This is a genomic window from Treponema sp. OMZ 803 (genome assembly GCF_024181165.1).
GTDB lineage: Bacteria > Spirochaetota > Spirochaetia > Treponematales > Treponemataceae > Treponema.
In genome coordinates, this window is sequence record NZ_CP051195.1 from 794,856 (window position 1) to 818,003 (window position 23,148).

Here is a 23,148-nt window from a genome sequence, read left to right on the forward strand (position 1 = left end):
AGTAAGGGATAATACAGGGGGGAATATGATAACGGACGGTGTATTGTACTGCGAGGAGAAAAGATGATAGTAAGCGGTAATAATGAGTTACGGGAGGTTTCAGGAATCTCTGCTGATGAAGAAAGAGATATTATAAACTTTCTGCAAGGTGCAGTGTATTGTTGGTGTAAAAATAGAAAAAATGAATGGTTCTCTCTACGTGATTTAATGGGAGGTGATAATTATTACTGGAACGATACACCTATGATTAAATTATGGGAAAAGCATAGTAATTTAAAAAAAGCTGATCCTGTTGATGAAGCCGGAAAAGATGGTGGATGGTTATTAAAAAAAGTAGTGCAGAAAGATAGAAGAAAATTTGAAACAAAAGAAGAAGATAGGATTAGAAAGTATCGGTGGATACAATAAAAAAGCCTCAATACCGATTCAACCTGATGTTAACTTATGGCTTGCTTAGAGAAGATAAGTCTAATCTACCGATTATCTATTTATCCGATTGGTTGTTTTTGATAGAAGCAAAGAGTGTGGCAGGTTGGATGAGAAAATTGGTATGAAATATTGGATGTAACTGCCACAGGGTGGAAAATTAAAACGAAGAAAAGAAATATTGACTTTGTATTTACTATACGCCGATGATTCAGGAGTAACTTCAGACCCAGATGTAAAATACAGTGTTTTGGCAGGTTTTGCAACTTTTGAAAATCAAACATATTGGATTCAGAAAGCTGTAGATGATATTATGCTAAAATATATAGGCAGGGCAGATTTAGAATTACATGCAAGTCCTATAAGAAGCGGAAGAGGGTTTTCCAAAAGAAAATAGAGAATTTGATGCGCCTCATACAAATATTTTAGACTATGAATTAATCTATCATAGGGTAGTAACAGTGATATAATAGTAGCTGAGTTTTTACAGAGATTTAAAAACGACAGAGAATACCTAATAGCAAAGCAAAGTGGCACGGCAACGTATACATCAATACGTGACGTTTGCTCTCATGCAGTATGAACGGCAGCTCCCATCGCTAACCCTACAGTCTTGTTTCCGTATCCCACAGGATAATTGCTTTTACCACAGACTCTTCCGCAGCAATCATACTGTCTTTTGCTTTTCCAGTTAAAAGCTGCATAACGGCTGTTTTTTCTTCCGGGCTATAATCAATTCCTTGTATATAATCTTCAATAGTATGAGTTGTACTGCGGACTTGCTTATCAAACACAACTTCGGGGCAGTAGCCCATAAGCCAGAGTATATTCCACACACCGTAGACATAGTTTTTATCGTTATGCGGTAACCTGAATAATTTCCGCCCAAGGAGCTGCTCTATCGCTTCTTGAACGGAATCTTTTTCATACACAGTCCGCTCCAGCATGCAGTATTTTTTTGAAATCATATTCATCCGCTGTATATGTTCGATGGAGGCGATAGCAGGAGTCATACAGGCGAATACAAAATCGAATTCATTTTCTGTGTTAAAGGTTTCCATCCAGTTTCCATGAATCAGCTTTGCTTGCGGGATATGCTGCAATTTTTCTTGCGCATACGCAAGCATCTTTGAAGAAATATCGATACCGGTAAGGTGCGGAGTATATGCCGCAAATTCAAATAAATGCCGTCCTGTTCCGCAGCCGATATCCAAAATGCGAGTATCCGCTTTGAGCAGTTGCCGGTCTTTTATAAGCCGGAATACAAAACCATTGGCAAACTGTTTTTGTTTTTTTTCGGTGCGTTCATAAAAGTCTTGACTTTTATTATCCCACATCTGTTCGGCACGGGCTTCGTTTTGGTCTTTGTGAATATACTGTTCAAAATCATACATCGTTAGTTCCATAATTATAAATTACACCTTCCTTTCATTAAATTTTTGTAAAAACACCTCAAAATTATGTTTGCGGATTTCTATGTCTTCTTTCCATTCATGTAAATCATCTTTTCCGCTTTGCGTAATCGCATATTTTTTCCGAGCAGCGCCTTCCGGCGGCAATTCCCATTCCATCGTTACCAAGCCTTCTTTTTCCAAACTGCTCAGACAGCGGTACACGGTTGACATATCGATGGTAAAACCGGGAAAATCTTGCAGTAGGATTGAGTGTATATCCCGCGGATTGAGCGGCTGTTTTGCAAGGATAACTAAGATAAATGCCGTCAAATGTTTAAACTTCGATTTTTCATTGATATTCATTCCTCTATGTTCCCCTTGTAGCGGTTACCATCAAACTCAGCAATATACCTCCCCATGATAATCCGCATTATCATTTTTTATAGTGATATCTGAACGAAATAAATACCAGTTGCTTTTCATCCACCTGATACACTATTCGATGTTCCTGATTGATTCTTCTCGACCAATATCCTGATAAAGCATGTTTGAGCGGTTCAGGTTTTCCTTTTCCTGTAAACGGCGTTCGTTCTATTTCTTTTATCAGATCGTTTATTTTTTCCAAAATTTTTTTATCGGTATTAAACCAATAGATATAGTCATTCCATGCTTCATCTGTAAAAAGCTTATTCATTTTCTAAAAGCTCATGGCTGTGCAAATTACCGTTTCTATGCTGTTCAATCGACTTTTTTAGGTGTTCGGCGTTTGCTTCGTTGTGCAGCAGATAATCGGTTTCAACCAGACTGTTGTATTCATGTACCGATAATAGTACAAGATTTTCAGAATTTTTCCGTGCAATCATTAACGGTTCATAATCATAATACACTTTGTCCATATATGTTTTTAAGTTTCGCCGTAAATCGGAATACGTAATAACATCCATAAGTAATGTCTCCTTTATAAGTACAACATATTGTACTTATGGTAAAAAGTCAATTCTCTTTACCAAATACCTTCCTTAAAATGCAACAGTTGAACAAAGTATCAACTTTAGAAACTGTTGCATTAGTGTGCGACAAGCACATACGTCAATAAGCGACGTTTGCGGAAGCAAACTCGCAGTGTTTTTCAGCCGCGTTATTTCAGCGGCTGAAAATAAACCTTCCTTACATTGCCTTCTTCCACAATGCGTCCGGCATCCATACGGTACACATAGTCGGCAACTTTTTTTACAAGATCGATATCGTGTGTAACCAGCAGCATCGAAAAGCCGAGTTCGTATTGCAGCTGTTTTAAAAGCCGCATGATATTCACCTTGGATGAATCGTCGAGCATGGCGTTTATTTCATCTGCAAGCAACAAGACCGGCTGCATCGAAAGCGCTCGTGCAATCGCCGTTTTTTGCCGCTGTCCGCCGGATAGTTCCCGTGCTTTTTTATTCAGCATAGCAGCATCGGCAGGAAGACCGCATAGCTTTGCATACTTCACCGCTGTTTCCGTAAAGGCAGCGGCTCCTTTATGATAGCGGATGACGGAGGGTTCGGCAATAATTTCCTGCACCGTGAGTGCGGTGTTCATTGACGAAAACGCATCCTGTTCTACAATTTGCAGGGCATGTTCCCGTGCAAGCAAATCGTTCTTTTCTATTGCCGTGCCGTTAAACACGATGGAACCTGCATCTTTTTTCAAAAGCCCTGCAATGATATGCAGTACGGTCGTTTTCCCCGATCCGGACTTTCCGAGTAATGCAACGATCTCTCCGTGCCGCACCCGCAGAGAGCAGTCTTTGACGGCTATTGTTTTTTCTTTCCCCGTATCAAACGTCTTTGAAATATTCCGGACGCTTAAAATGGTTTGTATGCCGTTTTTTGCACACGCGCATCCTTCGCTGCATTCCGGCGGTAGATACGGCGTATACGATAAACACTCGCTGCTTTTTTGTGTACACCGCTCATAAAACGGACAGCTTTGGCGTTCATCCGCTTCTTTAATGCCCCACAAATCCTTCCATGGATTTAGATAGGTACTTGATTGCAGCAGCGCAGCGGTGTACGGGTGCTTTGCCTCTTCCAAGATGTTTTTCGTTTTACCTTTTTCGATAATATATCCGTGCAGCAGCACCATCAAATTATCAGTGAGAGTTTCAATCACTTCAAGATCATGGGAAACAATCAGCATTGCCGTACCGTATTCACGGTGAATCCTTTGTAAAAGCTGCAATATCTGTTGCTTTGATGCGGGATCCAACGCGGTTGTCGGCTCGTCGATTAACAGGAGCGGCGGATGCAGACAAATTGCCATTGCGATAAACACCCGCTGCCGCATACCGCCCGAAAGTTCATGCGGATACCGGTTTTTTACACTCGGTTCCAGTCCGACGGAGTGGAGCGTTGCGGCAAGTTCTTGTTCCAGCAGCGTAATATCGGTTATTTCTTTGCGCAGAACTTCGGCAATTTGCTCCCCGACTGTCAGCGCAGGATTGAGCCGCTCATCCTGATTTTGAAAGACCAAACCGATTTCCTTAAAGCGGAGATTCTTCCATTCGGCTTTTCCGGCACTTTGTATTTCCCTGCCGTTATAGATGATCTTGCCCGTTACCTCAGCAGCACTACCGGCGTTGGCAGCTCCGCCGCCGCGCTTTTCTTGCAGTAAGCCCATAATGGCTGAAAGCAATGTGCTTTTCCCGCCGCCGGACTCCCCGATAATGCCGCAAAGTTCTCCCCGCTTTACCGAAAAGCTCACGTTCCGTATGCCGGTTTCGGTTCTATCAGTATCACCGGCGGCAGCCGTTTGTGTCCCCGCCTTGCCTGTATTGCCGGCAGCGTTCGGTTGGTGTGTTTTCCGTTTTGAATCTGCGCTGCGGTATCTTACCGTGAGGTTTTCAACCCTGAGTATTTCGTCCGGTATCATGAGCGGGTACGCCCTCCAATACGCAGCTCCATCCATCTGCCGATTGCAGCAATGGAAAGCACAGTGCATACCATAACAGTAGTGGGGAATACCAGCCACCACTTCCAAAAATCCGTGAGGTAAATATTCGGAAAATCCATTGCGCGGGTAATGGTCATGCCCCAGCTTTTTGACAGCGGATCACCAAGCCCCAAATACGCTAAAGAGGCTTCCGCCAGAATTGCTTTGTTCATAATCTTAATCACGCTCACCAATATAATAGAAAAAAGCGGCTTCCAAAGATGCCACGCAAAGATATGCCAAAAATGTGCGCCGTAGGCGTTTGAAAGCCGGATATAGTTTTCCGTTTTTATTTTCAGCACTTCGCTTCTGACAATTTTCGCAGGCATTATCCACGATACAAGAGAAATAGCAAAGATAATATTCGCCAATCCCGGATCTAAAAAAACGCCGAGCACCACCATGAGCAGCAGATCGGGAATACCGATAAAAAAATCGATGATACTCACGATCAATGTGTCGATAATACCGCCCGCATAGCCTGCAAGCATTCCGATAATACTACCGCCGATTGCTGCAACCACGGCGCTTCCAACCGATAAGAGTAGACTGCTTTTTGCTCCATAACAAACCGATGCAAAAAGATCGATGCCTAAATCATCCGTACCGAACCAATGCTCCTGCGACGGCGGACTGAGTGCTTGTCCGCTGGGTATGGTACCCGATTTCAAAAATGAGAAATGCGGTAAGCAGGCAGCACACACAACGGCACATAAAAAAAGATAGGGCACATACGGCAGTGTATTCCGAGGCTTTCTCACGCTGCGCTCCTGTCAGTCCGCCGGTACACTGCTTCTCCCAATGCACTGATGCACAAAATAAACACGGTAACAACAAAAAAGATGCCTTGCAGCAACAGATAGTCACGGTAAAAGACGGCATCCCTAATCAGTTTGCCGATACCGGGATACTTAAAGACATTTTCTACAATGAGCGCTCCGTTAAACAGCGTTTGCAAGCTGAGTAAGAAACGGGTGATAATCGGATTTGATGCATTCGGTAGGCAGTGTTTTACCGCAATGGTGAAAGCGCCTAAGGATTTTGCCTGCGCGGTTTCTACATATTTTTTTTGTAGCTGCCGCAGCATCGCGCTCCGTGTTACAAAATAAAAATCCGGTGTTTTGAGCAAGGATAAGGTCAGCGCAGGCAGCACGGCGTGTTTGATAATATCAATGATCACAGGCAGGGTAAACTCAAGCGGCAAAAACGGCGTTATACCGCCCGATGTCGGCAATACCCGCCAGCGGATAATAAACAGCATCAGAATAGCGTTTGCCGTTAAGAATGAAGGTATCTCCGATACTGCCGTCATTGTATGATACAAAAAACCGTCAAGCCGCCTTCCGGCAAACCATGCGCTCAGACTTCCCAAACACAGCCCTAACAATAAACTGAACAGCAGGGAAGTACATACAATCCCTGCTGTCCAGATCAGCCGCTTAAAGATAAGGTTGACCACCGAATCCTTAAAATAAATGCTATAGCCTAGATTCCCGGAAGCAATACCGACTAAATACTGCACATACTGCTGCCGCAGCGGCTTGTCTAATCCGTAATACGCTTTATACTTATTGATTTCTTCCTCGCTATAGCTTGCAACCTCCGTTCCGTCTGAGGAGATGAACACAAACGGATCTGCACGCATCAAACGAGGAAGAAAAAAATGAGCCGTAATTAACGCAAAGAATAAAACGGCATATTTTATCCTCATGGACGAATGATATACGAAAGTTTAGGATGATCCAGTTTTGCGTGATCGTACCGTACCGTCCAGCGGTCGTACTTTGCCGGGCGATATACAGTGTTATCCATTTTGCCGTACAACAGCAGCATCGGAATTTCATCCGCTAAGATTTCCTGCACGGAGTATAACAGCTGCTTCCGGGTTTCCGCATTCCGTTCTACCGACTGCCGGTACAATAGGTCATCCAGCTGCGCATTTGCATATCCGGCAAGGTGAGGCTTTTTCATTTTGGAGGAATAAATTTCACGCAGCATATCCGCATCGCCTCCCATACCGCCTGATTCCACAATCGCAGTCTGATAGGTCTTATCCCGGATCATGCCGTCCCGCGCTTTAGAGTCGACACTGACAACATCCAGCGTAATTCCGATATCCGCCAATCTGATTTTAATCAGCTCCGCCATCTTTACCTCTTTGGGTGAACTGCCCACGGTCAGCTGAGCTGAAATCTTTTTGCCCTTCATCAGCTCCTTTGCCTTTTCAGGGTTGAACTCGTACTTAGGAAGATTGGGGTTGTACATCGGGTGCGCAGGGTGCAGATAGCCTTGACTGCCTTCCAGTCCCGAACCGCGTTCAAGTTTTTCAATAAGCTCATGCCGGTCTATAGCATACGCGATTGCCTGACGGACTTCTTTTTCGCGGAAGGCAGGAACCTTATCAAAATTGAAATAGAAACGGAAATCATGTAAACCGAAATTTTTCACGACTTTAAATTCGCTGTTGTTTTCGTAATTTTTTACAAGATCGGCAGGTACGTTGGTAATATCGATTTCGCCATTGTTAAATGCCAAAATAGCATCACTGACAGGAATCCATTCTATTGCGGCAACCGCAGGCTTTAAGCCCCAAAATTCGTCAAACCGTACCATTTTGTACGCGCCCTGTTCGCTCTGATAGGAAGCTAATTTATACGGCCCCGATCCGACAACATCGCCTTCGCCGGAAAATTTTGCAGGGTCTTCGACTTTTTCCCAGACGTGCTTGGGAATGATGCGCATACTGCCGATTTTTTCCAACGCAGTCGGCGTATATTCCGGTATGTGAATTGCAACCGTATTGCCGTTGACGGTAACGGAATCCATCAGATACTTGCCGTGCAGCATCAGCCCTCCGCGCATCGGCGGGTGTGCTTCAAAATACTTGACCGTAAACGCAACGTCTTCCGCCGTCAGCGGCTTTCCGTCATGCCACGTTGCATTATCGACAAGTGTAAACGTATACGTTTGCCCGTCTTCGCTCACCGTCCATTCCTTTGCGAGCCACGGAATAAGTCCTTTTTCATCCTTTTCCAAAAGCGAATCGTAAATCAATTCCATCTTGAAAAAACCAGGCCCGCGGTTTTGGTGCCGGAACGGGTTCGGATAGCCGAAGTCTCCGCCTGCTTCCCGCAGCACAATCTCTGCATCTTGTTTTGCAGCCGGCTTCTGCATAACCTGCATATCCGCACTTTTTTCCTTACTGCACGAAACCGCCAGCATCGCACATAATGCGCACATACCGAGCGTATTGAGTGCACTGAACTTTTTATTCATCGTAACGCCTCCAAATATTCAGTAAGTTAATAATAGCTAACTTCGTCGCGCATATTAGTGCATTATGCACTGGCGTGTCAAGCGATTTTAAATATGTCTTTCAATGTTCTGCTTCATTTTTAGTATCTATTTTAATGCCGTTTTATCTGGGGGGTGTGCAGGGCAACCGCATTAAAAATATTTTTAGCGGTTGCCTTCCTTCTGTGCGAAATTTTGTTTAAAATTTCGCACATTTTTTCTAGCGGACGGGTAAACGCATCAGGTAGAGTAGATAAAAACCGCGGAAAAATTGAGACTGTGAGACCATTTGAACCGCGAAGAGGTTCAACTCTGGTCGAATAGTCTCAATTTTTCCGCGGGGGTGTTAAACAACCGACCTGATGTGTTTACCCTGACTCCTTGGTGCAAAGCTCACTGTAAATGCTTTTCCCAATCGCGCCAACTCACATAGGAAGTACCGTTGATGTCCATACTCATATCGGATAAATAAAACACCGCATTTTTTGCCGTTTCATCATTCAGCAGCTGCAAATATTTTTTTGTGCTGCGCGACAACTTTGCATCCGGGACATTGGAACTTTTTATCTCAATCGCAAAAGTACGGTTCCAATCTGCAATCGTATCTACCTCCAAACCCTTGCTATCCCTAAAAAAGGTCAGATTCGCTTTTTTGCCCTGATTCATGCGATATTTCAGCAATTCCGAAACGGCAAAGGTCTCAACCGCTGCTCCCTTGTATCTGCTCAAGAGTAAATCCTCTTTTGTCTCCAGCCGTAAAAGATGACACATCAGCCCTGAATCAACAAAATAGAGCTTCGGCGTTTTTACAATACTTCTTCCAAGATTATTGGTGTTCGGTTCAAGGAAGTGGATAATAAACGAAGCCTCTAAAATAGAAAGCCAGCTCTTGACCGTCGGTGCGGAAATACCGGTATCCCGCGCAATGCTGTCCATAGAAAGTAGCTGCCCGCTCTGCACCGCGCAGATTTGAACAAACTTCTTAAACAGCGAAATATTACCGGAATTAATCTGATCCCGTATATCCAAGTCCAAGTAGGTATCGATATAATTTTCATACCAATCCTCCGGAATAAAATGCCGGGCAGTATCATAGAGGGGCGGATATTGACCCGAAAAAATCAGCGTATACGGATTGTCCGGCAGCACACCGCCCGTTTGTAACTCGTGAATAGAAAACGGCAACAGCTTCAAAAACGCCGCCCGTCCAGCCAAACTGTCCGTCATATTTGCTTTTAACCGGAGCTGACTGGAACCCGTTACGATAAACGTTCCCGGCGCGCTCTGTTCCCGATCCACATGCAATTTTATCGCATCAAAGATTTCCGGTACTTTCTGCGCCTCATCAATCACCGCACCATCGGGAAACGCCATAATAAAGTCATTCGGATTCGACGCTGCAAGATCCCGCATTGTTCGGTTATCAAACGTCACATATTTTTTATCAGGGAAAACCGCTTTTGCCAGTGTTGATTTCCCGCTCTGCCGCGGCCCGGTTATCCCAATCACCGGAAACTGAGAAGCCAATCGTCGCAACGCCTCTTCCGCTGTCCTTTTAACCATATCGCCGCTCCCTTTTTAATCCGATTACGAGTAAACCTGCTTGCCTCTTCTATTACTGAATAGGTTTAGCATTGCTGGTGATAATCCAAAGTATACTATGGGAGAATCCTAAAGTCAATATTAGGAATAATCCAAAGTTTTATATGGTGATAATCTAAAGTTTTGATAAGTTGTAATCTAAAGTTTTATGTAGTGATAACCTAAGGTCTTGTTTTTATATGGTGGTTCCCTCACTCCGTTCGAGTCGCTACGTTCGCTGTTTCGCTTTCGATCCATTCCTCCGCTTCGTTTCTATACGGACAAGGATGTCCGTGATGTGAATCAGAAGCTCCCATCGCTAATCCTATTGTAGCGGTATACATTATTTCTCTATAGACTAAGGCTATGGGCAGGGGGCGGAACGGTTTGTTACATTATACCGCCCGCCTATGATATTATTTGCTGTACTTTTTTTCTATATCGCCGATCATATTGACGCGTTTTGTGTAGCTGCCGCCTTCAAACTGTGCATCAAAAAAAGCATCGACAATTGCTTTTGCTATTTCAGGACCTACAATACATACCCCCATAGAAACGATATTGATATCACTGTGCTCAACAGCCAATTTTGCGGTGCACGGTTCACTACACGCGGCAGCGCGGATTCCCGGAACCTTATTTGCAGCGAGGGAAATACCGATACCTGATCCGCAGATCAATATGCCTTTTTCAACCTTCTTCGATTTAATTGCCTCAGCAACCTTTAAACCGAATTCGGGATAATCGACCGGAACCTTCGGATCTGTTGTTCCGTAATCGATACATTCATACCCTTTGTTTCGTACATGTTCCATTAAGATATGTTTTAATCCAACCGATGCATGATCGCATCCAAAACCGACCTTCATAGTATGCTCCCTTTGTATCGTAAGATTTTTGATCATTTTCTACAAACCGGAATCTTATAGAAAAGATCGCAATTATTGCAGCTTCTATTGCAGTGCTACAACATAATAACACATTTATAGCGAAAATAAAAATACTATGGATAGGATATCTCTAAAAAACTCACTTAGATTTGTTTCGCGTTCTTCGGAATAGTTCCCTTCATCCCCTTGACACCCACCCCAATCGGTTGTATGTTTATATGCGTTAGCTAACGCTGTACGCAAAAGAAGGAATCCATGCCGAGAGATAAAACCGCCAATCATATAAAAATTATAGCCGCAGCAAAAGCCGAATTTATGGAGATGGGCTTTGATAAGTCTTCTATGCGGAGCATTGCTGAACGCTGCGGTATGACGGCTGCGGGAATATATCGGCATTGTGTGGATAAAGCAGATCTCTTTGATCAAATTGTCGCTCCTGCGGTGGATCGCATAAACGCTTGGTTGGATGCACACGTTGCGCGCTATGTGGATGCAGTTCATCACGAAGAACGTATACAGTGGCGGGATTCTGAAATCGACATGATGCGTGAGATTATCTATCCGAACATGGAAGAATATCATCTATTGCTGGCAAAATCGCGGGGGAGTAAGTACGAGCATTTCCTCCACGATCTTACAGAGGGGCAGCAAGCGCAGCTTTTACAATATATGCCGATGCTGAAAGCGCAGGGCTACGCGGTGAGGGACATTACGTCAAAGGAGCTGCATCTCCTGCTTTCAGCATATACGACCGCGCTCTTTGAACCGGTTATCCATAATTACAGCGTGGAAGAAGCACTCCGCTGCTTAACAACGGTAGAGGCATTCTTTGTTCCGGGCTGGAAGCAGTTATTCGGGTTTTAATAGCTTGCATAATTGAATAGTGTTAAAAGACACACCGCCTCGTGTGTGAAGAGTGGCGATGAGTTTAAGTGAATGTTAGCTAACACTAACTATTATTTGTTAGCTAACAAAAGGAAGTTTGCTTATGAAGGAAAAAGAAAAAAGTCCTTCGCCTATCGCGTGGGCGTTGAGACAAACAGGGGAACACAAAGGACAATATGTTTTGAGTGTTATCCTCGCAGTTATCGGCGTGGCCTTTTCCATCGCACCGTATTTTGTTGTTGCCGGCATCGTACACGGTTTGATGGGCGGAAACAAAGACCTTTCGTATTATATGATACGTTGTCTGATTATCGCAGCGTTCTTGTTTTGCCGTGTACTGTTTCATGCGCTTAGCACATCGACAAGCCATAGGGCAACATTTGCAGTGCTCGCTGAAATCCGAAAACGCTGCACGGAAAAATTGACAAGAATGCCGCTGGGAGCGGTGCTGGAGCAAAGTTCCGGGGCGCTCAAAAATACGCTCATCGAACGTATCGACAGCATTGAAACAACACTGGCGCATATCGTTCCGGAGTTCACCGCAAATTTACTGATCCCCGTCATCATTTTGATCTACATTTTTACCATTGACTGGCGTATGGGATTGGCATCTCTTGGAACGATACCGGTTGGCTTTTTCTGTTACGGTCTTATGATGAAGGGCAGTCCTCAATTCTATCAACGCACGGTTACAGCCACCAAAGCGCTCAATGATACGGCGGTTGAATATATCGGCGGTATTCAAGTCATCAAGGTTTTCGGAAATACAAAAAGTTCCTACGACCGCTTCGTGCATGACGCGTATGAAGCCGCTCACAGCTATATCGATTGGATGCGCTCCTGCATTCTCACCTTTACATTCGCCACCGTAATCATGCCCGCCACAATGGTTTCCGTGCTCCCCATCGGCGGTCTGTTGGTAAAGGGAGGATATCTTTCTCCGCAGAATCTGGTAACAATCATTATTTTGTCTGTCGGCATCATCACACCGCTTATAACCTTGATGAGTTATTCCGACGATTTTCGAACGATGGGAACCATCTTCGGTGAAGTTCAAAGTATTCTGTACGCGCCGGAAATGGAGCGCCCTGTAGACGGAACTGTTCCAAAAGAACACACGCTGAAACTGCAGGATGTTCATTTCTCGTATAAAGAAAAGGAAGTGCTTCACGGCATTTCGATGGAAATCCCGGAGGGCAGCTTTATTGCGCTGGTCGGTCCTTCCGGCAGCGGAAAAAGTACCATTGCGCGCCTCATCGCTTCGCTTTGGGATGTGAGCAGCGGCTCAATTTTGCTGGGGGATACGGACATTCGCGCAATTCCGCAAGAGGCCTATTCGGATAAGATTGCCTTTGTCTCGCAGGACAATTATCTATTCAATATGACGGTCAGGGAAAATATCCGCATTGGACGGGCGGATGCAACTGATGCAGAAGTGGAGGAAGCGGCAAGACACAGCGGTTGCCATGAATTCATTTTGGAGCTGGAGCATGGTTACGATACCGTGGTAGGCACTTCCGGCGGGCATCTTTCCGGCGGCGAGCGGCAGCGTATTTCCATTGCAAGAGCAATGCTGAAAGCGGCACCTATTATCATTTTGGATGAGGCAACCGCATACACCGATCCTGAAAACGAGGCGGTTATTCAGCGCTCTATTTCTAAACTGACGGAGGGGAAGACGCTCATCGTGATTGCGCACCGGCTTTCTACGATTACTGCTGCCGATTGTATTTATGTCATTAAAGACGGTGCCGTTGCAGACAGCGGAACCCATGATGAGCTTCTTTCTCATCACGGGTTATATGAAACGATGTGGAATGCACATATTGAGGTGAAAGATCATGCTTAAAGTTATTAGAAAGTTTTTTGCGTTCTGCGGTGAAGAAAACCGCCGGAAATTTATCACTTCCATTCGGCTCAATGTTATTCAGGCTCTGTTTGAGGCGCTAAAGATTCCGGCGATTGCGGTGATGATTCGGGCGCTGATGAATGGAACGGTAGGCACAAAAGATATCCTGCTCTCGTTAGGGATTATGCTGATCAGCATTGCCGGATCGGGATTGCTAAAATCAAAGGCTGTTATGTTGCAGACCGAAGGAGGCTATGACACTTGTGCGAAAAAACGGGTGGAGATTGCGGAGCATCTGCGGTATCTTCCGATGGGATACTTTAACGCCAACAGCCTCGGGCAGATTACGTCTATCACAACTAATATAATGGAAAGCCTTGAAAATATTGCTACCCGTGTGGTAATGCTTGTCTGCGACGGCTTACTTACAACTTCTCTTATTGTCGTCATGTTGTTTTTCTTCGACTGGAGAATCGCCTGTGTGCTGCTCTGCGGTTTTTCGCTGTTTCTTTTTGCAAATAGCCGTCTCCGGATTGCTTCCGAAAAGGTGTCGGGAAAAAAGATACGCGCAGATGAAAGGCTCGTAGAAAAAGTTCTGGAATACTTGCAAGGGATGACCGAGGTTAAGGCTTACCGGTTGACGGGAGTTAAGAGCAAGGAATTAAATGAGGCAATCGCGGAAAACAGTAAGATCAATATCGATATGGAAATGACACTGGTGCCCCGCATAGCATTGCAGAGTTTTATCGCCAAGCTTACCGGTGTGGCAATGGTAGCTTTTTCATGCGCATTTTATTGTGCCGGAAGTATGGACGCGCTGAATGCTGTTGTCATGGTGATTTCAGCATTTATCATCTATACCAGTTTGGAAACGGCAGGACAATACTCGTCACTGCTGCGCGTGGTTGATATGAGTGTTGACCGGGCGCAGGAAATTCTGAACACGCCGCAGATGGATATATCCGGAGAAAATATTACACCGGCAGTGCGTGATATTACTGCGCAGGATATCGCATTTTCGTATGAGAAGCGAAAAATCATCGACGGGATTTCATTGCATATTCCTGAAAAAACCACGACGGCGATTGTCGGTCCTTCCGGCGGAGGAAAAACCACCTTGGTAAATCTGCTTGCACGGTTCTGGGATGTAGACGGGGGAACCGTTATGCTGGGCGGCCGGAATGTGAAAGATTACGATATGGATTCCTTGATGGCGAATTTCAGCTTTGTGTTCCAATCGGTTTATTTATTCCACGACACCATCGCCAACAATATCCGCTTTGGTCAGCCCGGCGCTCCGATGGAAGATGTAATCGCTGCGGCGAAAAAGGCCTGCTGCCATGACTTTATCTCAAGCCTTCCCCACGGATACGATACGGTAGTCGGTGAAGGCGGCGCAAGTCTTTCCGGCGGAGAAAAGCAGCGTATCTCTATTGCCCGCGCCATGATGAAAAACGCACCGGTCATCTTTTTGGATGAGGCAACTGCCAACATTGATCCCGAAAATGAAAACGAGCTGATGCACGCCATCCAAGCACTCACCGCCGAAAAGACCGTCATCATGATTGCCCATCGGCTGAAAACCGTGGAGAGAGCCGATCAGATCATCGTCGTAGACCACGGCAAGATTGTGCAACACGGCACCCATACCGAATTGGCGAAGCAGGACGGCATATACCGAAACTTTATCGGCGAGCGTCGCGAAGCTGCGAGCTGGAAGGTGCATAAATAATTATATGGAGGAATTTTAAATGAAAAGCGAAAGCAAACTGAAAGGTCGGGATTTGATTAACATCGGAATCTACAGCGCAATTTACTTTGTCATTTTATTTGCGATTGCAATGTTGGGCATGATACCGATATTTTTGCCGCTTCTGTCGGTATTTGTACCGATTATAGGCGGTATTCCTTTTATGCTTTTTTTAACAAAGGTGAAAAAGCCCGGAATGATTTTTATCATGGCTATGATTATGGGAATCTTAATGCTGCTTACCGGTATGGGACCGTGGCCGCTCCTTACCTGCGCAATCGCAGGAGGACTTGCGGAACTGTGTTTTAAGAGCGGAGAATACAAGAACGCCAAAAAAGCGGTTTTCTCTTATGGACTGTTCAGTGTGTGGATTTTCGGAAATTACTTACCGCTGTTTACGGACTACGAGGGATACTTTGCACAGAGAGCGGATTATGGTCAGGCATATATTGATGCGGTTTCAAAACTTATGCCCCTCTGGATGGCGCCGGTACTACTGGCTGCTTGTTTAGTCTGCGGAATTCTCGGAGGGCTTCTTGGCAAGGCTCTTTTGAAAAAGCATTTTGAGAAAGCAGGTCTTGTGTGATAGCATACTCATCCGCACTGTCGCAAGAAAAAAGACGCGGCTTTCTCGACCCTCGCACAAAGCTTGCACTCGTGCTCGTTTTAGCGGTATTTGTTATGGGCGGACTTGGCGGCTCTCAAATGAAATCGATTAAGATAATCTTGTCGGTTCTTCCGTTTTTATTGCTGCTCATAGAACGGCAATGGAAACGGTTTGGACGCGGGGTTATTATGCTTGCGGTCGGTTATGGGCTGCTGATCGCTATGCCGTATTTGCCGGGACTGCTGAACTTCATTGCTTTAATGTGCGGAGGAATTTTAACGCGCTTTGCAGTTACGGTAGTTATGGGCGGATATTTGATTGGAACGACGTCCGTTAGTGAATTTATCTCCGCTATGGAGCGGCTTCATATTCCTCAAGCAATCACCATTCCCATGTCGGTGATGTTCAGGATGTTTCCGACCATTGGAGCGGAATGGAAATCCATCAGACGAGCGATGGGTATGCGCGGAATTCGGTTAGGCGGTGTAAGAGCCGGAGAGGTTGTGGAGTACCAACTGGTTCCTATGATAACTTCAACCGTCCGTATCGGAGAAGACCTATCTGCCGCTGCGTTGACACGCGGATTGGGCGCTCCGATAAAGCGCACTAACATCTGCCGTATCGGATTTCGAGTGCAGGATTTGATATTGCTGATTATCTGCCTCGCCGTTGTTGTCATGTGGATTTTGGAGCTTTGCAGAGTAGCATTATGGTAGAACTTAAAAATGTCAGTTTTCGTTACGGCGCCGGAAATGTTGAGTGCACGTATGCAAGTAGTTTGAAAAATATTGATCTGACGGTAAAAACGGGAGAATGCGTCCTTTTGACGGGCCCGTCAGGGTGCGGAAAGACAACGATATTGCGGCTTATAAACGGTCTGATTCCGCACTTCTATTCCGGAGCACTCAGCGGTGATATCTTCATTGACGGCGACAGTGTTAAGGATCGTGAACTCTATGATACCGCACTCATCATAGGCACCGTTTTCCAAAATCCCAGAACCCAGTTTTACAATGTCGATACCACCGGAGAACTTGCATTCGGATGTGAAAACAGAGGGCTGCCTGAGCAGGAAATCTATACCAGAATCGACCGTACCGTTGCACATTTCCGTATGGCATCTTTGATGGATCGCAATATCTTCCGCCTGTCTGACGGCGAAAAACAAAAAATAGCCTGCGCTTCCGTAAATGTATCCGAACCGAAAATCATACTGCTCGATGAGCCGTCTGCAAATCTTGACTATACGGCAACGCTGATGCTTCGAGAGCTTATCCTGCGCTGGAAGGCAGAGGGAAAAACCATTATCGCGGCGGAGCATCGCATTGCATACCTGTGGGACATCATTGACCGCGCTGTAGTTCTGCGTGACGGAGAGATTGTCGGAGAATTTACCGGAAGCGGGAAAGAGGAGCTTACACAAAATCAGCTTACACAAATGGGGCTTCGTACAACCGTGATGGAATCGCCTGCGGAAATGCAAATGGATTCTTTTCGAGAAGGAGACAGACCAATCACACTGCGAAATTTCCACTTTGCCTATCACGGCGAAAAAAAGAACATTGTGGATATTCCAATACTGCAAATCGCTGCAGGGCAAATTACGGCAATCGTGGGAGCAAACGGCGCAGGCAAGACCAGCTTCCTCAATTGTTTATGCGGACTGGAAAAACGGTGTAAAGGTACCTTGGAGTATGAGGGAAAACTTTACGACAGCAAATCTCGAAAGAAGCTTTGTTTTATGGTTATGCAAGATACCGGCAATCAGCTTTTTACAGAAAGTGTACTGGATGAGGTTCTTATCAGCCTAAAAAAAGGAACAGCAACCGAGAAAGAAACGGCAATGGAAATCATAAGAAATCTTGATTTGGCGGACTTTGCCGATCGTCATCCGCAGAGCCTTTCCGGCGGACAAAAACAGCGGCTCGCCATTGCCTGCGCCCTTGCATCCGGGCGGGACTTACTGCTTCTTGACGAACCGACCAGCGGCCTTGATTATGCGCACATGAAAGAAACCGCCGCATTGCTGGAAAAACTTCGATCGATGGGCACAACAATTCTCGTTGTAACCCACGACGGCGAACTTATCCGCTCCTGCTGCACGAGGCGTATAACCGTATAAGTTTTTTCCGCATCACCACACATACGGAATGATTTTGTATTTTACCTTCTTTTTATATTCGGTGTATCCATCTAAATCTTTTTCAAGCACTGCTTCTTCGTTTATAATTCTTTTTGCAATAATGACAGGATATGCAAGAAAAACGACAAAAGAGATAAGAGAACCCAGTACCAAAGGCATCGACAGAAATAAAAAAATCGTTATGGTATACATAGGATGGCGAACAATCCCATACAATCCGGTATCAACGACCTTTTGCCCCTTTTGGACTTCAACCGTTCGTGATAAGTAGGCATTCTCCTTTAATACTTCCGCATAAAGCATATATGAAAGCAGAAATATAGCGGTACCTGTCCATGACAACCAATCGGGTGCTATTATCCATCCGAAGCGGAAATTCAATCCGGCTAAAACAAATCCCAAAAGAAACATTGCGGCACTTAAGTTTATCACCAGACGTTGTTCCGCTTGCGATTCTTTTGTGTTCAAGCGTTTTTTGAGCAAGTCCGGATTTTTCAACAGTAATACAATTCCTGCGAAGAGCATCGGAATAAATAATATCCCCATCAACAACCATGCTTTCCAATAATGAAAAGTTCCTGCAGGTAAAAACAATAAAATTCCTATGGCCACCACGCCGAGAGAAAACTTTAACAGTGCTTTAAAGCATAAATCTTTTTCCATACAACCTCTTTTATATTCCCCTTCGCTCAGTTCTTTATGAGCTGTATAATTTTTTCACAATGCTTTTCTGTTATTTTTACGGAAACTTATCTACGGTTCTGTATATATTCTTTTCTGAGCTTATCGGCAATACCGCTCTTTTGAATATGGTGAATAAGATTTGCATGCGGAAACGGTATGGTTTTGATATCTTTATCATATTCTGTAATTTTTCCGGTTTCATTAAAAAGCGGACGCCCTTCTATCTTGCCGAACTTAATAAACTGTATCCAGTCCTTTTGAATTGCAATAACGGCAGCCTTATTTTCATCGGTAATGTGTATATTCATGTTATCTATGGTGCCGAAGAAAAATGCAAGTTCCGCCCCATGATATGAGCCGCGAAGTCCATTATATAGATTAGGAATATAATTCATTCTATATCCGTATACGGGAGATTTTTCTCCGATTTTTTCCATGAGGAACAGTGCACTTGAGTGAAATACAAGCAACTCCATGATTTGAATTTGTAAGTCTACGATTCCGTTCGCTTCCGGTTTTAGTTCGGATTCAAGAGAAGCTGCAAATTCTCCGTATTTTTTCAACAGAAATTCTTTTAAATGTTCTTTGTTCTTTGTAATTCCAAGGGCTTTGTAGTACATCGGTAATTCAATCATGGAAAATTCATCTTTATTTGACCCTATCAGTACCGGCATACAAGGGAATGATCCTCGTTCCAACAGATTCATCGGGTGCTCTGTAAAAAACTTGCCGTCAATGATATCATTTTGACCTCCTTTTAGTTTCATCAATTTTTTAGCTGACAATTTTTTCAGGTTTTCAAGTCCGTTTAAATGATTTTTTGACAGCATTTTTTCATATTCATTTTTTGCGAAATCATATTCAGACAGTATCGGGACATTTCCCGCACAAAGCATGAGTTTATGAAACAGTTTATTACTCAGCGGATTTAAATAATGATACAGGGCCGCGACTGCGCCTCCGCAATGCCCCATAAGTGTAATGTTTGTATTATCTCCGCCGAATGAGTTGATATTATTATGAATCCAAGTTAAAGCTGCTTGCTGATCAAGGTAGGAAAGCGACCCTCTTACTTCTCCTTTTTCAAAAACAGGCATATAGCCGAAGTTTCCTATTCGATAAGTAATTGTAACCGCTACAATACCTTGCTCGGCAATATGCGCCATTGTGTATATCGGAACCGTTCCCGATCCTTCTCCTCCGCCGTGTAGAAATACAAGCACCGGTTTCTTTTTCGTAAAATTGTCAGGCGCCCATATATTTACTACAAATGCATTTTCCGTTTGGGTATCTTTTAACGGTTGAAATTCCGGACGCAGCATATGATGTTTCATTAAAATATTTAAAAACAGCGGATATTTTCTCTGCGGAAAGCATACTGTCTCCGTTCGGTTAATTACTGTTTCCGGTGTATAGTCTTTTTTATTAAGAATTTTTGCATATTCAAATCTTTTTCCTTGTGCATAGGGGACGCCCAATATAGAATACACTGTCCTGCCTTCTTCCGTTTTTCCGACTATATCCGCATATACTCTGCCGATTTCTGTCTGTACTGGTTTCATTTTATATCTCCGTTATGCAAATTTTTATCTCTTATATTTATAAATAGCATATCGTTTTTAAGATACATTTTCTATCAGTCGGCAGATCAACGTCGGATTGCCTATATTCTCAATACTTATATTTTTTTGTATAATCGCAGAGTGTCAATTAAAAGAGATTTTTTCAGGGGATTCCGAATAAGTGATAGGGCATCTCGAAAAATTGACTTTGGGCGAATTTGTTCGAGATTTAAAGAAACGATATGAGAGAATCAAATCAATTAAAAGAATGTCAGAAACTTTGGGCAGCACATAAGTATCTCGTTCTCAGCAAGTCCGGCTCTATTTATAACGAGATTCGCGAGTATTTAAAGCGGGAGAATGCACAAGTGCGGCATGTGTTGACTCTCATTGATCAGGCGCGTACTTTACCGGAGAATCGAGGACAAGTCTGCAACGCGTTTCAGCATATCTGGGGCTATTTTAAGAAGCAGGCTACTCAAGATGAAAAGGCGGAGTTTATGTATTGTTTGGAGCAATATCGCAGCGGTCAGGCGGAACAGGAAATTTTGTTGGGCGCTGTGCGCAAGCTCCTTGCAGTCTACCCTAACAAGTATTTGCAGCAATCGCATCTATTATTCGGAGAACAAGATGAGACTGTGGCATCAAGATATGATTAACAAACTCCCGCGTCAACAGCTGTTGAAGCTGAACTCAATAATTGGAACTTAGAAAGCAAAGAAATAAATCAAGTGTATAAGTTGGCGAGTAAATTTATTAGCTGACACATGAGAAGTTGTGGAGGGGTAAACTGGCACGGTATATTATTGTAGTTGCATATGACCCGAGATGGGTTGAGCAATATAATTCAGAAGCATTAAAAATAAAAGGGATCTTGCAAGATAACTGCGTTACAATTCATCATATAGGCAGTACAGCTGTTAAAGGACTTTATGCAAAACCAATCATTGATATTATGCCTGTTGTGCATAGCCTTGAAGAAGTAGATGGGGTCAGCACTGAATTTGAGAAAATCGGCTATGAATATATGGGCGAGTTCGGAATCAAAGGACGACGCTATTTGAGCAAAGGCGGCAACGACAGGACGCATCATATTCATATTTTTCGCGAAGACAATACTGCTGATATAAGCCGCCATTTGGCAGTCAGAGACTATCTCAGAACGCACAAAGATGTTTGCGAAAAGTATTCTGCCTTAAAACGTACGCTTGCCCAAAAATATCCCTATGGTATAGACAGCTACTGCGACGGAAAAGCTTCTTTTGTTCGACAGATGGAAAAGAATGCTTTGGAATGGAAGAATTAGTCTTTGAGCAGCTTTCAGCACAAATTGATATGCTCTCTTACAGCATTCGAGCTCACATATGCCGCTAGCACCGCGGTGTTCCAATTTTCAATCGTCCTCGTCTCTACACTGAAACTCATTACTGCATGGAACCACCGCCGTCCATGGCGGATCGGTGCGGGATTTAGCTTTGTATTATAGCAGTTCTACTTTCCAGTCTCTAATCGTCCGCGTTGCTTCCTCAAATCCTGCACCGATGAGCACAATCTTTTTTCCGTCCGTCTTATACTTTGCAGCGTAGGCGTTCTCTTTGATTTGCTCGAGTGCATCTTCCGCACTGCCGTTACCGCTTAGCTTAAACTCAAATAGATATACTGTATCCGCAGTGCATACTACACAGTCACTGCGTCCTGTCGAACAATGCACTTCCGTTTGTACAAACTGCCCCATCAGCTTAAAGATTAGGTACACCGCAGTCTGGTAGTTTTGCTCCCGCAATTTCAGTTCTTTATTGCTAAAGTTGTCATACGAGATACCGGCAATAAGCGACTGCATCCGTTCCATAAAGCCGTTTACATTCCCCTTGCGGACATCTTCCACAAACTGCCATACTGATTTTCCCGTCTCACTAAACGGTACCGCAGTGTATGCAGGTAATAGATTCTTTAAAAAGCCGTATCGTACCTCATCGTTCGGAAAGCCGAGACGGTACAGCCGAGCTTCTTTGATATACTCTTTAATCGTTAAATACCCTGATTGAAATAAAATAGGAAACGGCTCCTGTGCAGCAGCTCGATACGTTTGCAAGCCTTCTTCATCAAGTTCAATATTTCCATCCAAGTCGGGGATAAAGTAGTGGGCTTCTTTCAGGTAATTGACTAAAAATGTCGGGGTTCCCGTTTCAAACCAGTAACTTCCAAATCTTTCCTTTGCAAACGCATTTAATAAACTAAACGGATTATACATGCCTTCCCCTGCAGGTGCAAAACAGTATCCGTCATACCATTGCTGCAAGGCGGTCAACGTTTCCTGATAGGTTAAGTCTTGACTATCGGCGAGCACTTGTATTTCAGGTTGAAAATTTGCTTCCAATTCTTTTTGGGACATACCGCAAATGCCCGCATAGTGTTTCTCCAGTGATATATCCCGGAGATTATTTAAATCACTGAAAATACTGATCTTGCTGAATTTGGTAACACCGGTGAGAAAGGCAAAGCGGATGTATTCATCACAGGTTTTGATGACGGAGTAAAAAGCTTTGAGTTCGTTTCGGTATTGCTCATTCAAGGCTTCGTTTACACCCATCGTTTGCAGGAGCGGTTTGTCGTATTCGTCAACAAGAATGACTACTTGCTTGCCGGTCTGTTGATAGGCAGCCTTTATCATCCGTTCAAAACGTGAGGCATAAAACGACTCTTCCTCTTTTGCAACGAGTATACCGTATAGGCTTTCCTGTTCCTGTAATAAAGAATCGAGCCGTTCGCTCAAAGCCTCGCTTTTAAGATACTGTCCAATATTAAAATCAAGATAGAATACCGGATATTCCTGCCATGCAGGTCTGTTTTCCAATACTGCTTGTTCTTCTTCAGCCTTTTCAAGATACAAGTCTTTGAAAAGCTCTTTTTGTCCGCGGAAATATGCTGCCAATGTTGAAAGAAAGAGACTTTTCCCAAACCTCCTCGGACGGCTGAGAAAATAAGGACTGGAAGTTTGTACAAGCTTCCAAATAAATGGAGTCTTATCAATATAGAGATATTCATCTCGGCGAAGTTTTTCAAAACTCTGTATACCTATCGGCAATTTTCGTGGAAAACTCATGCAATAAGT

Annotated in this window: 23 protein-coding genes; 10 read left to right on the top strand and 13 right to left on the bottom strand. The window is 44.1% G+C overall.

Features of this window, described 5'->3' with window-relative positions; translation table 11 throughout:
• Positions 1-63: 63 nt before the first annotated feature.
• A complete protein-coding gene (locus ABH09_RS03655) occupies positions 64-408 on the top strand; it encodes a hypothetical protein (protein WP_253715238.1) in 345 nt (114 codons plus the stop codon).
• A 199-nt stretch (positions 409-607) separates the two neighbouring features.
• Entirely contained in the window at positions 608-823 is a 216-nt protein-coding gene (locus ABH09_RS03660; RefSeq protein ID WP_253715239.1) for a hypothetical protein, read from the top strand.
• 208 nt (positions 824-1,031) lie between these two features.
• Here ABH09_RS03660 and ABH09_RS03665 read toward each other — a convergent pair whose 3' ends face one another.
• The 10 genes from ABH09_RS03665 to rpiB all read right to left on the bottom strand — a co-directional run bounded on the left by ABH09_RS03665 (position 1,032) and on the right by rpiB (position 10,535).
• A complete protein-coding gene (locus ABH09_RS03665) occupies positions 1,032-1,832 on the bottom strand; it encodes a class I SAM-dependent methyltransferase (RefSeq protein ID WP_253715240.1) in 801 nt (266 codons plus the stop codon).
• A gap of 9 nt (positions 1,833-1,841) precedes the next feature.
• Positions 1,842-2,183, bottom strand: a complete 342-nt coding sequence (locus ABH09_RS03670) for a PadR family transcriptional regulator (RefSeq protein ID WP_162662790.1) — start codon at positions 2,181-2,183, stop codon at positions 1,842-1,844.
• Between the two features lie 70 nt (positions 2,184-2,253).
• Positions 2,254-2,514 (bottom strand): Txe/YoeB family addiction module toxin, encoded by a 261-nt coding sequence (locus tag ABH09_RS03675; protein ID WP_253715242.1) that lies wholly within the window; start codon positions 2,512-2,514, stop codon positions 2,254-2,256.
• The gene (locus ABH09_RS03680) at positions 2,507-2,764 is read right to left on the bottom strand and encodes a type II toxin-antitoxin system Phd/YefM family antitoxin (protein WP_253715243.1); all 258 of its coding nucleotides are present in this window, start codon (positions 2,762-2,764) and stop codon (positions 2,507-2,509) included. The genes ABH09_RS03675 and ABH09_RS03680 overlap by 8 nt, the downstream gene beginning before the upstream one ends.
• A gap of 194 nt (positions 2,765-2,958) precedes the next feature.
• The gene (locus ABH09_RS03685) at positions 2,959-4,731 is read right to left on the bottom strand and encodes an ABC transporter ATP-binding protein (RefSeq protein WP_253715245.1); all 1,773 of its coding nucleotides are present in this window, start codon (positions 4,729-4,731) and stop codon (positions 2,959-2,961) included.
• The gene (locus ABH09_RS03690) at positions 4,728-5,552 is read right to left on the bottom strand and encodes an ABC transporter permease (RefSeq protein WP_253715246.1); all 825 of its coding nucleotides are present in this window, start codon (positions 5,550-5,552) and stop codon (positions 4,728-4,730) included. Before ABH09_RS03690 ends, ABH09_RS03685 begins: the two co-directional genes overlap by 4 nt.
• Positions 5,549-6,502, bottom strand: coding sequence for an ABC transporter permease (locus tag ABH09_RS03695; protein ID WP_253715247.1), 954 nt, complete (start codon positions 6,500-6,502; stop codon positions 5,549-5,551). The genes ABH09_RS03690 and ABH09_RS03695 overlap by 4 nt, the downstream gene beginning before the upstream one ends.
• Positions 6,499-8,067: an ABC transporter substrate-binding protein gene (locus ABH09_RS03700; RefSeq protein WP_253715248.1), complete on the bottom strand. Its 1,569-nt coding sequence runs from the start codon at positions 8,065-8,067 to the stop codon at positions 6,499-6,501. The genes ABH09_RS03695 and ABH09_RS03700 overlap by 4 nt, the downstream gene beginning before the upstream one ends.
• A 411-nt stretch (positions 8,068-8,478) precedes the next feature.
• Positions 8,479-9,648 carry an ATP-binding protein gene (locus ABH09_RS03705; protein WP_253715249.1) on the bottom strand — a complete coding sequence of 390 codons (1,170 nt, stop codon included), beginning with the start codon at positions 9,646-9,648 and terminating at the stop codon, positions 8,479-8,481.
• 434 nt (positions 9,649-10,082) lie between these two features.
• Positions 10,083-10,535, bottom strand: coding sequence for a ribose 5-phosphate isomerase B (rpiB, locus tag ABH09_RS03710; protein ID WP_253715250.1), 453 nt, complete (start codon positions 10,533-10,535; stop codon positions 10,083-10,085).
• A gap of 276 nt (positions 10,536-10,811) precedes the next feature.
• On the opposite strand from rpiB, the gene ABH09_RS03715 reads away from it, so the two are divergent.
• From ABH09_RS03715 to ABH09_RS03740, 6 genes are all read left to right on the top strand, one after another.
• Entirely contained in the window at positions 10,812-11,420 is a 609-nt protein-coding gene (locus ABH09_RS03715; protein WP_253715251.1) for a TetR/AcrR family transcriptional regulator, read from the top strand.
• 124 nt (positions 11,421-11,544) lie between these two features.
• Positions 11,545-13,290 carry an ABC transporter ATP-binding protein gene (locus ABH09_RS03720; protein WP_253715253.1) on the top strand — a complete coding sequence of 582 codons (1,746 nt, stop codon included), beginning with the start codon at positions 11,545-11,547 and terminating at the stop codon, positions 13,288-13,290.
• Positions 13,283-15,022: an ABC transporter ATP-binding protein gene (locus tag ABH09_RS03725; protein WP_253715254.1), complete on the top strand. Its 1,740-nt coding sequence runs from the start codon at positions 13,283-13,285 to the stop codon at positions 15,020-15,022. Before ABH09_RS03720 ends, ABH09_RS03725 begins: the two co-directional genes overlap by 8 nt.
• Before the next feature lie 19 nt (positions 15,023-15,041).
• The gene (locus tag ABH09_RS03730; protein ID WP_253715255.1) at positions 15,042-15,626 is read left to right on the top strand and encodes an MptD family putative ECF transporter S component; all 585 of its coding nucleotides are present in this window, start codon (positions 15,042-15,044) and stop codon (positions 15,624-15,626) included.
• A complete protein-coding gene (locus ABH09_RS03735; RefSeq protein ID WP_253715257.1) occupies positions 15,623-16,363 on the top strand; it encodes an energy-coupling factor transporter transmembrane component T in 741 nt (246 codons plus the stop codon). The genes ABH09_RS03730 and ABH09_RS03735 overlap by 4 nt, the downstream gene beginning before the upstream one ends.
• Positions 16,357-17,769, top strand: a complete 1,413-nt coding sequence (locus ABH09_RS03740) for an ABC transporter ATP-binding protein (protein WP_212566284.1) — start codon at positions 16,357-16,359, stop codon at positions 17,767-17,769. Before ABH09_RS03735 ends, ABH09_RS03740 begins: the two co-directional genes overlap by 7 nt.
• Positions 17,770-17,781: 12 nt before the next feature.
• On the opposite strand, the gene ABH09_RS03745 is transcribed toward ABH09_RS03740, so the two are convergent.
• Both ABH09_RS03745 and ABH09_RS03750 read right to left on the bottom strand, forming a co-directional pair.
• Entirely contained in the window at positions 17,782-18,453 is a 672-nt protein-coding gene (locus ABH09_RS03745; protein ID WP_187419608.1) for a methyltransferase family protein, read from the bottom strand.
• Between the two features lie 86 nt (positions 18,454-18,539).
• Positions 18,540-20,036: a carboxylesterase family protein gene (locus ABH09_RS03750; RefSeq protein WP_253715259.1), complete on the bottom strand. Its 1,497-nt coding sequence runs from the start codon at positions 20,034-20,036 to the stop codon at positions 18,540-18,542.
• Between the two features lie 242 nt (positions 20,037-20,278).
• Here ABH09_RS03750 and ABH09_RS03755 point away from each other — a divergent pair, with 242 nt between their 5' ends.
• A complete protein-coding gene (locus ABH09_RS03755; protein WP_253715260.1) occupies positions 20,279-20,695 on the top strand; it encodes a YbgA family protein in 417 nt (138 codons plus the stop codon).
• A 116-nt stretch (positions 20,696-20,811) separates the two neighbouring features.
• Positions 20,812-21,342: a GrpB family protein gene (locus tag ABH09_RS03760; RefSeq protein WP_253715261.1), complete on the top strand. Its 531-nt coding sequence runs from the start codon at positions 20,812-20,814 to the stop codon at positions 21,340-21,342.
• A 174-nt stretch (positions 21,343-21,516) separates the two neighbouring features.
• Here the strand turns inward: ABH09_RS03760 and ABH09_RS03765 are convergent, their stop codons facing one another.
• Positions 21,517-23,139 (bottom strand): ATP-binding protein, encoded by a 1,623-nt coding sequence (locus ABH09_RS03765; protein WP_253715262.1) that lies wholly within the window; start codon positions 23,137-23,139, stop codon positions 21,517-21,519.
• Positions 23,140-23,148: the final 9 nt, after the last annotated feature.

What these genes read in the sequence shown, in the direction of transcription:
- ABH09_RS03655 (WP_253715238.1), top strand. Translation starts at nt 64, where the DNA reads ATGATAGTAAGCGGTAATAATGAGTTACGGGAGGTTTCAGGAATCTCT.
- ABH09_RS03665 (WP_253715240.1), bottom strand. Translation starts at nt 1,832, where the DNA reads ATGGAACTAACGATGTATGATTTTGAACAGTATATTCACAAAGACCAA.
- ABH09_RS03670 (WP_162662790.1), bottom strand. Translation starts at nt 2,183, where the DNA reads ATGAATATCAATGAAAAATCGAAGTTTAAACATTTGACGGCATTTATC.
- ABH09_RS03675 (WP_253715242.1), bottom strand. Translation starts at nt 2,514, where the DNA reads ATGAATAAGCTTTTTACAGATGAAGCATGGAATGACTATATCTATTGG.
- ABH09_RS03680 (WP_253715243.1), bottom strand. Translation starts at nt 2,764, where the DNA reads ATGGATGTTATTACGTATTCCGATTTACGGCGAAACTTAAAAACATAT.
- ABH09_RS03685 (WP_253715245.1), bottom strand. Translation starts at nt 4,731, where the DNA reads ATGATACCGGACGAAATACTCAGGGTTGAAAACCTCACGGTAAGATAC.
- ABH09_RS03695 (WP_253715247.1), bottom strand. Translation starts at nt 6,502, where the DNA reads ATGAGGATAAAATATGCCGTTTTATTCTTTGCGTTAATTACGGCTCAT.
- ABH09_RS03700 (WP_253715248.1), bottom strand. Translation starts at nt 8,067, where the DNA reads ATGAATAAAAAGTTCAGTGCACTCAATACGCTCGGTATGTGCGCATTA.
- ABH09_RS03705 (WP_253715249.1), bottom strand. Translation starts at nt 9,648, where the DNA reads ATGGTTAAAAGGACAGCGGAAGAGGCGTTGCGACGATTGGCTTCTCAG.
- rpiB (WP_253715250.1), bottom strand. Translation starts at nt 10,535, where the DNA reads ATGAAGGTCGGTTTTGGATGCGATCATGCATCGGTTGGATTAAAACAT.
- ABH09_RS03715 (WP_253715251.1), top strand. Translation starts at nt 10,812, where the DNA reads ATGCCGAGAGATAAAACCGCCAATCATATAAAAATTATAGCCGCAGCA.
- ABH09_RS03720 (WP_253715253.1), top strand. Translation starts at nt 11,545, where the DNA reads ATGAAGGAAAAAGAAAAAAGTCCTTCGCCTATCGCGTGGGCGTTGAGA.
- ABH09_RS03725 (WP_253715254.1), top strand. Translation starts at nt 13,283, where the DNA reads ATGCTTAAAGTTATTAGAAAGTTTTTTGCGTTCTGCGGTGAAGAAAAC.
- ABH09_RS03730 (WP_253715255.1), top strand. Translation starts at nt 15,042, where the DNA reads ATGAAAAGCGAAAGCAAACTGAAAGGTCGGGATTTGATTAACATCGGA.
- ABH09_RS03740 (WP_212566284.1), top strand. Translation starts at nt 16,357, where the DNA reads ATGGTAGAACTTAAAAATGTCAGTTTTCGTTACGGCGCCGGAAATGTT.
- ABH09_RS03745 (WP_187419608.1), bottom strand. Translation starts at nt 18,453, where the DNA reads ATGGAAAAAGATTTATGCTTTAAAGCACTGTTAAAGTTTTCTCTCGGC.
- ABH09_RS03750 (WP_253715259.1), bottom strand. Translation starts at nt 20,036, where the DNA reads ATGAAACCAGTACAGACAGAAATCGGCAGAGTATATGCGGATATAGTC.
- ABH09_RS03755 (WP_253715260.1), top strand. Translation starts at nt 20,279, where the DNA reads ATGAGAGAATCAAATCAATTAAAAGAATGTCAGAAACTTTGGGCAGCA.
- ABH09_RS03765 (WP_253715262.1), bottom strand. Translation starts at nt 23,139, where the DNA reads ATGAGTTTTCCACGAAAATTGCCGATAGGTATACAGAGTTTTGAAAAA.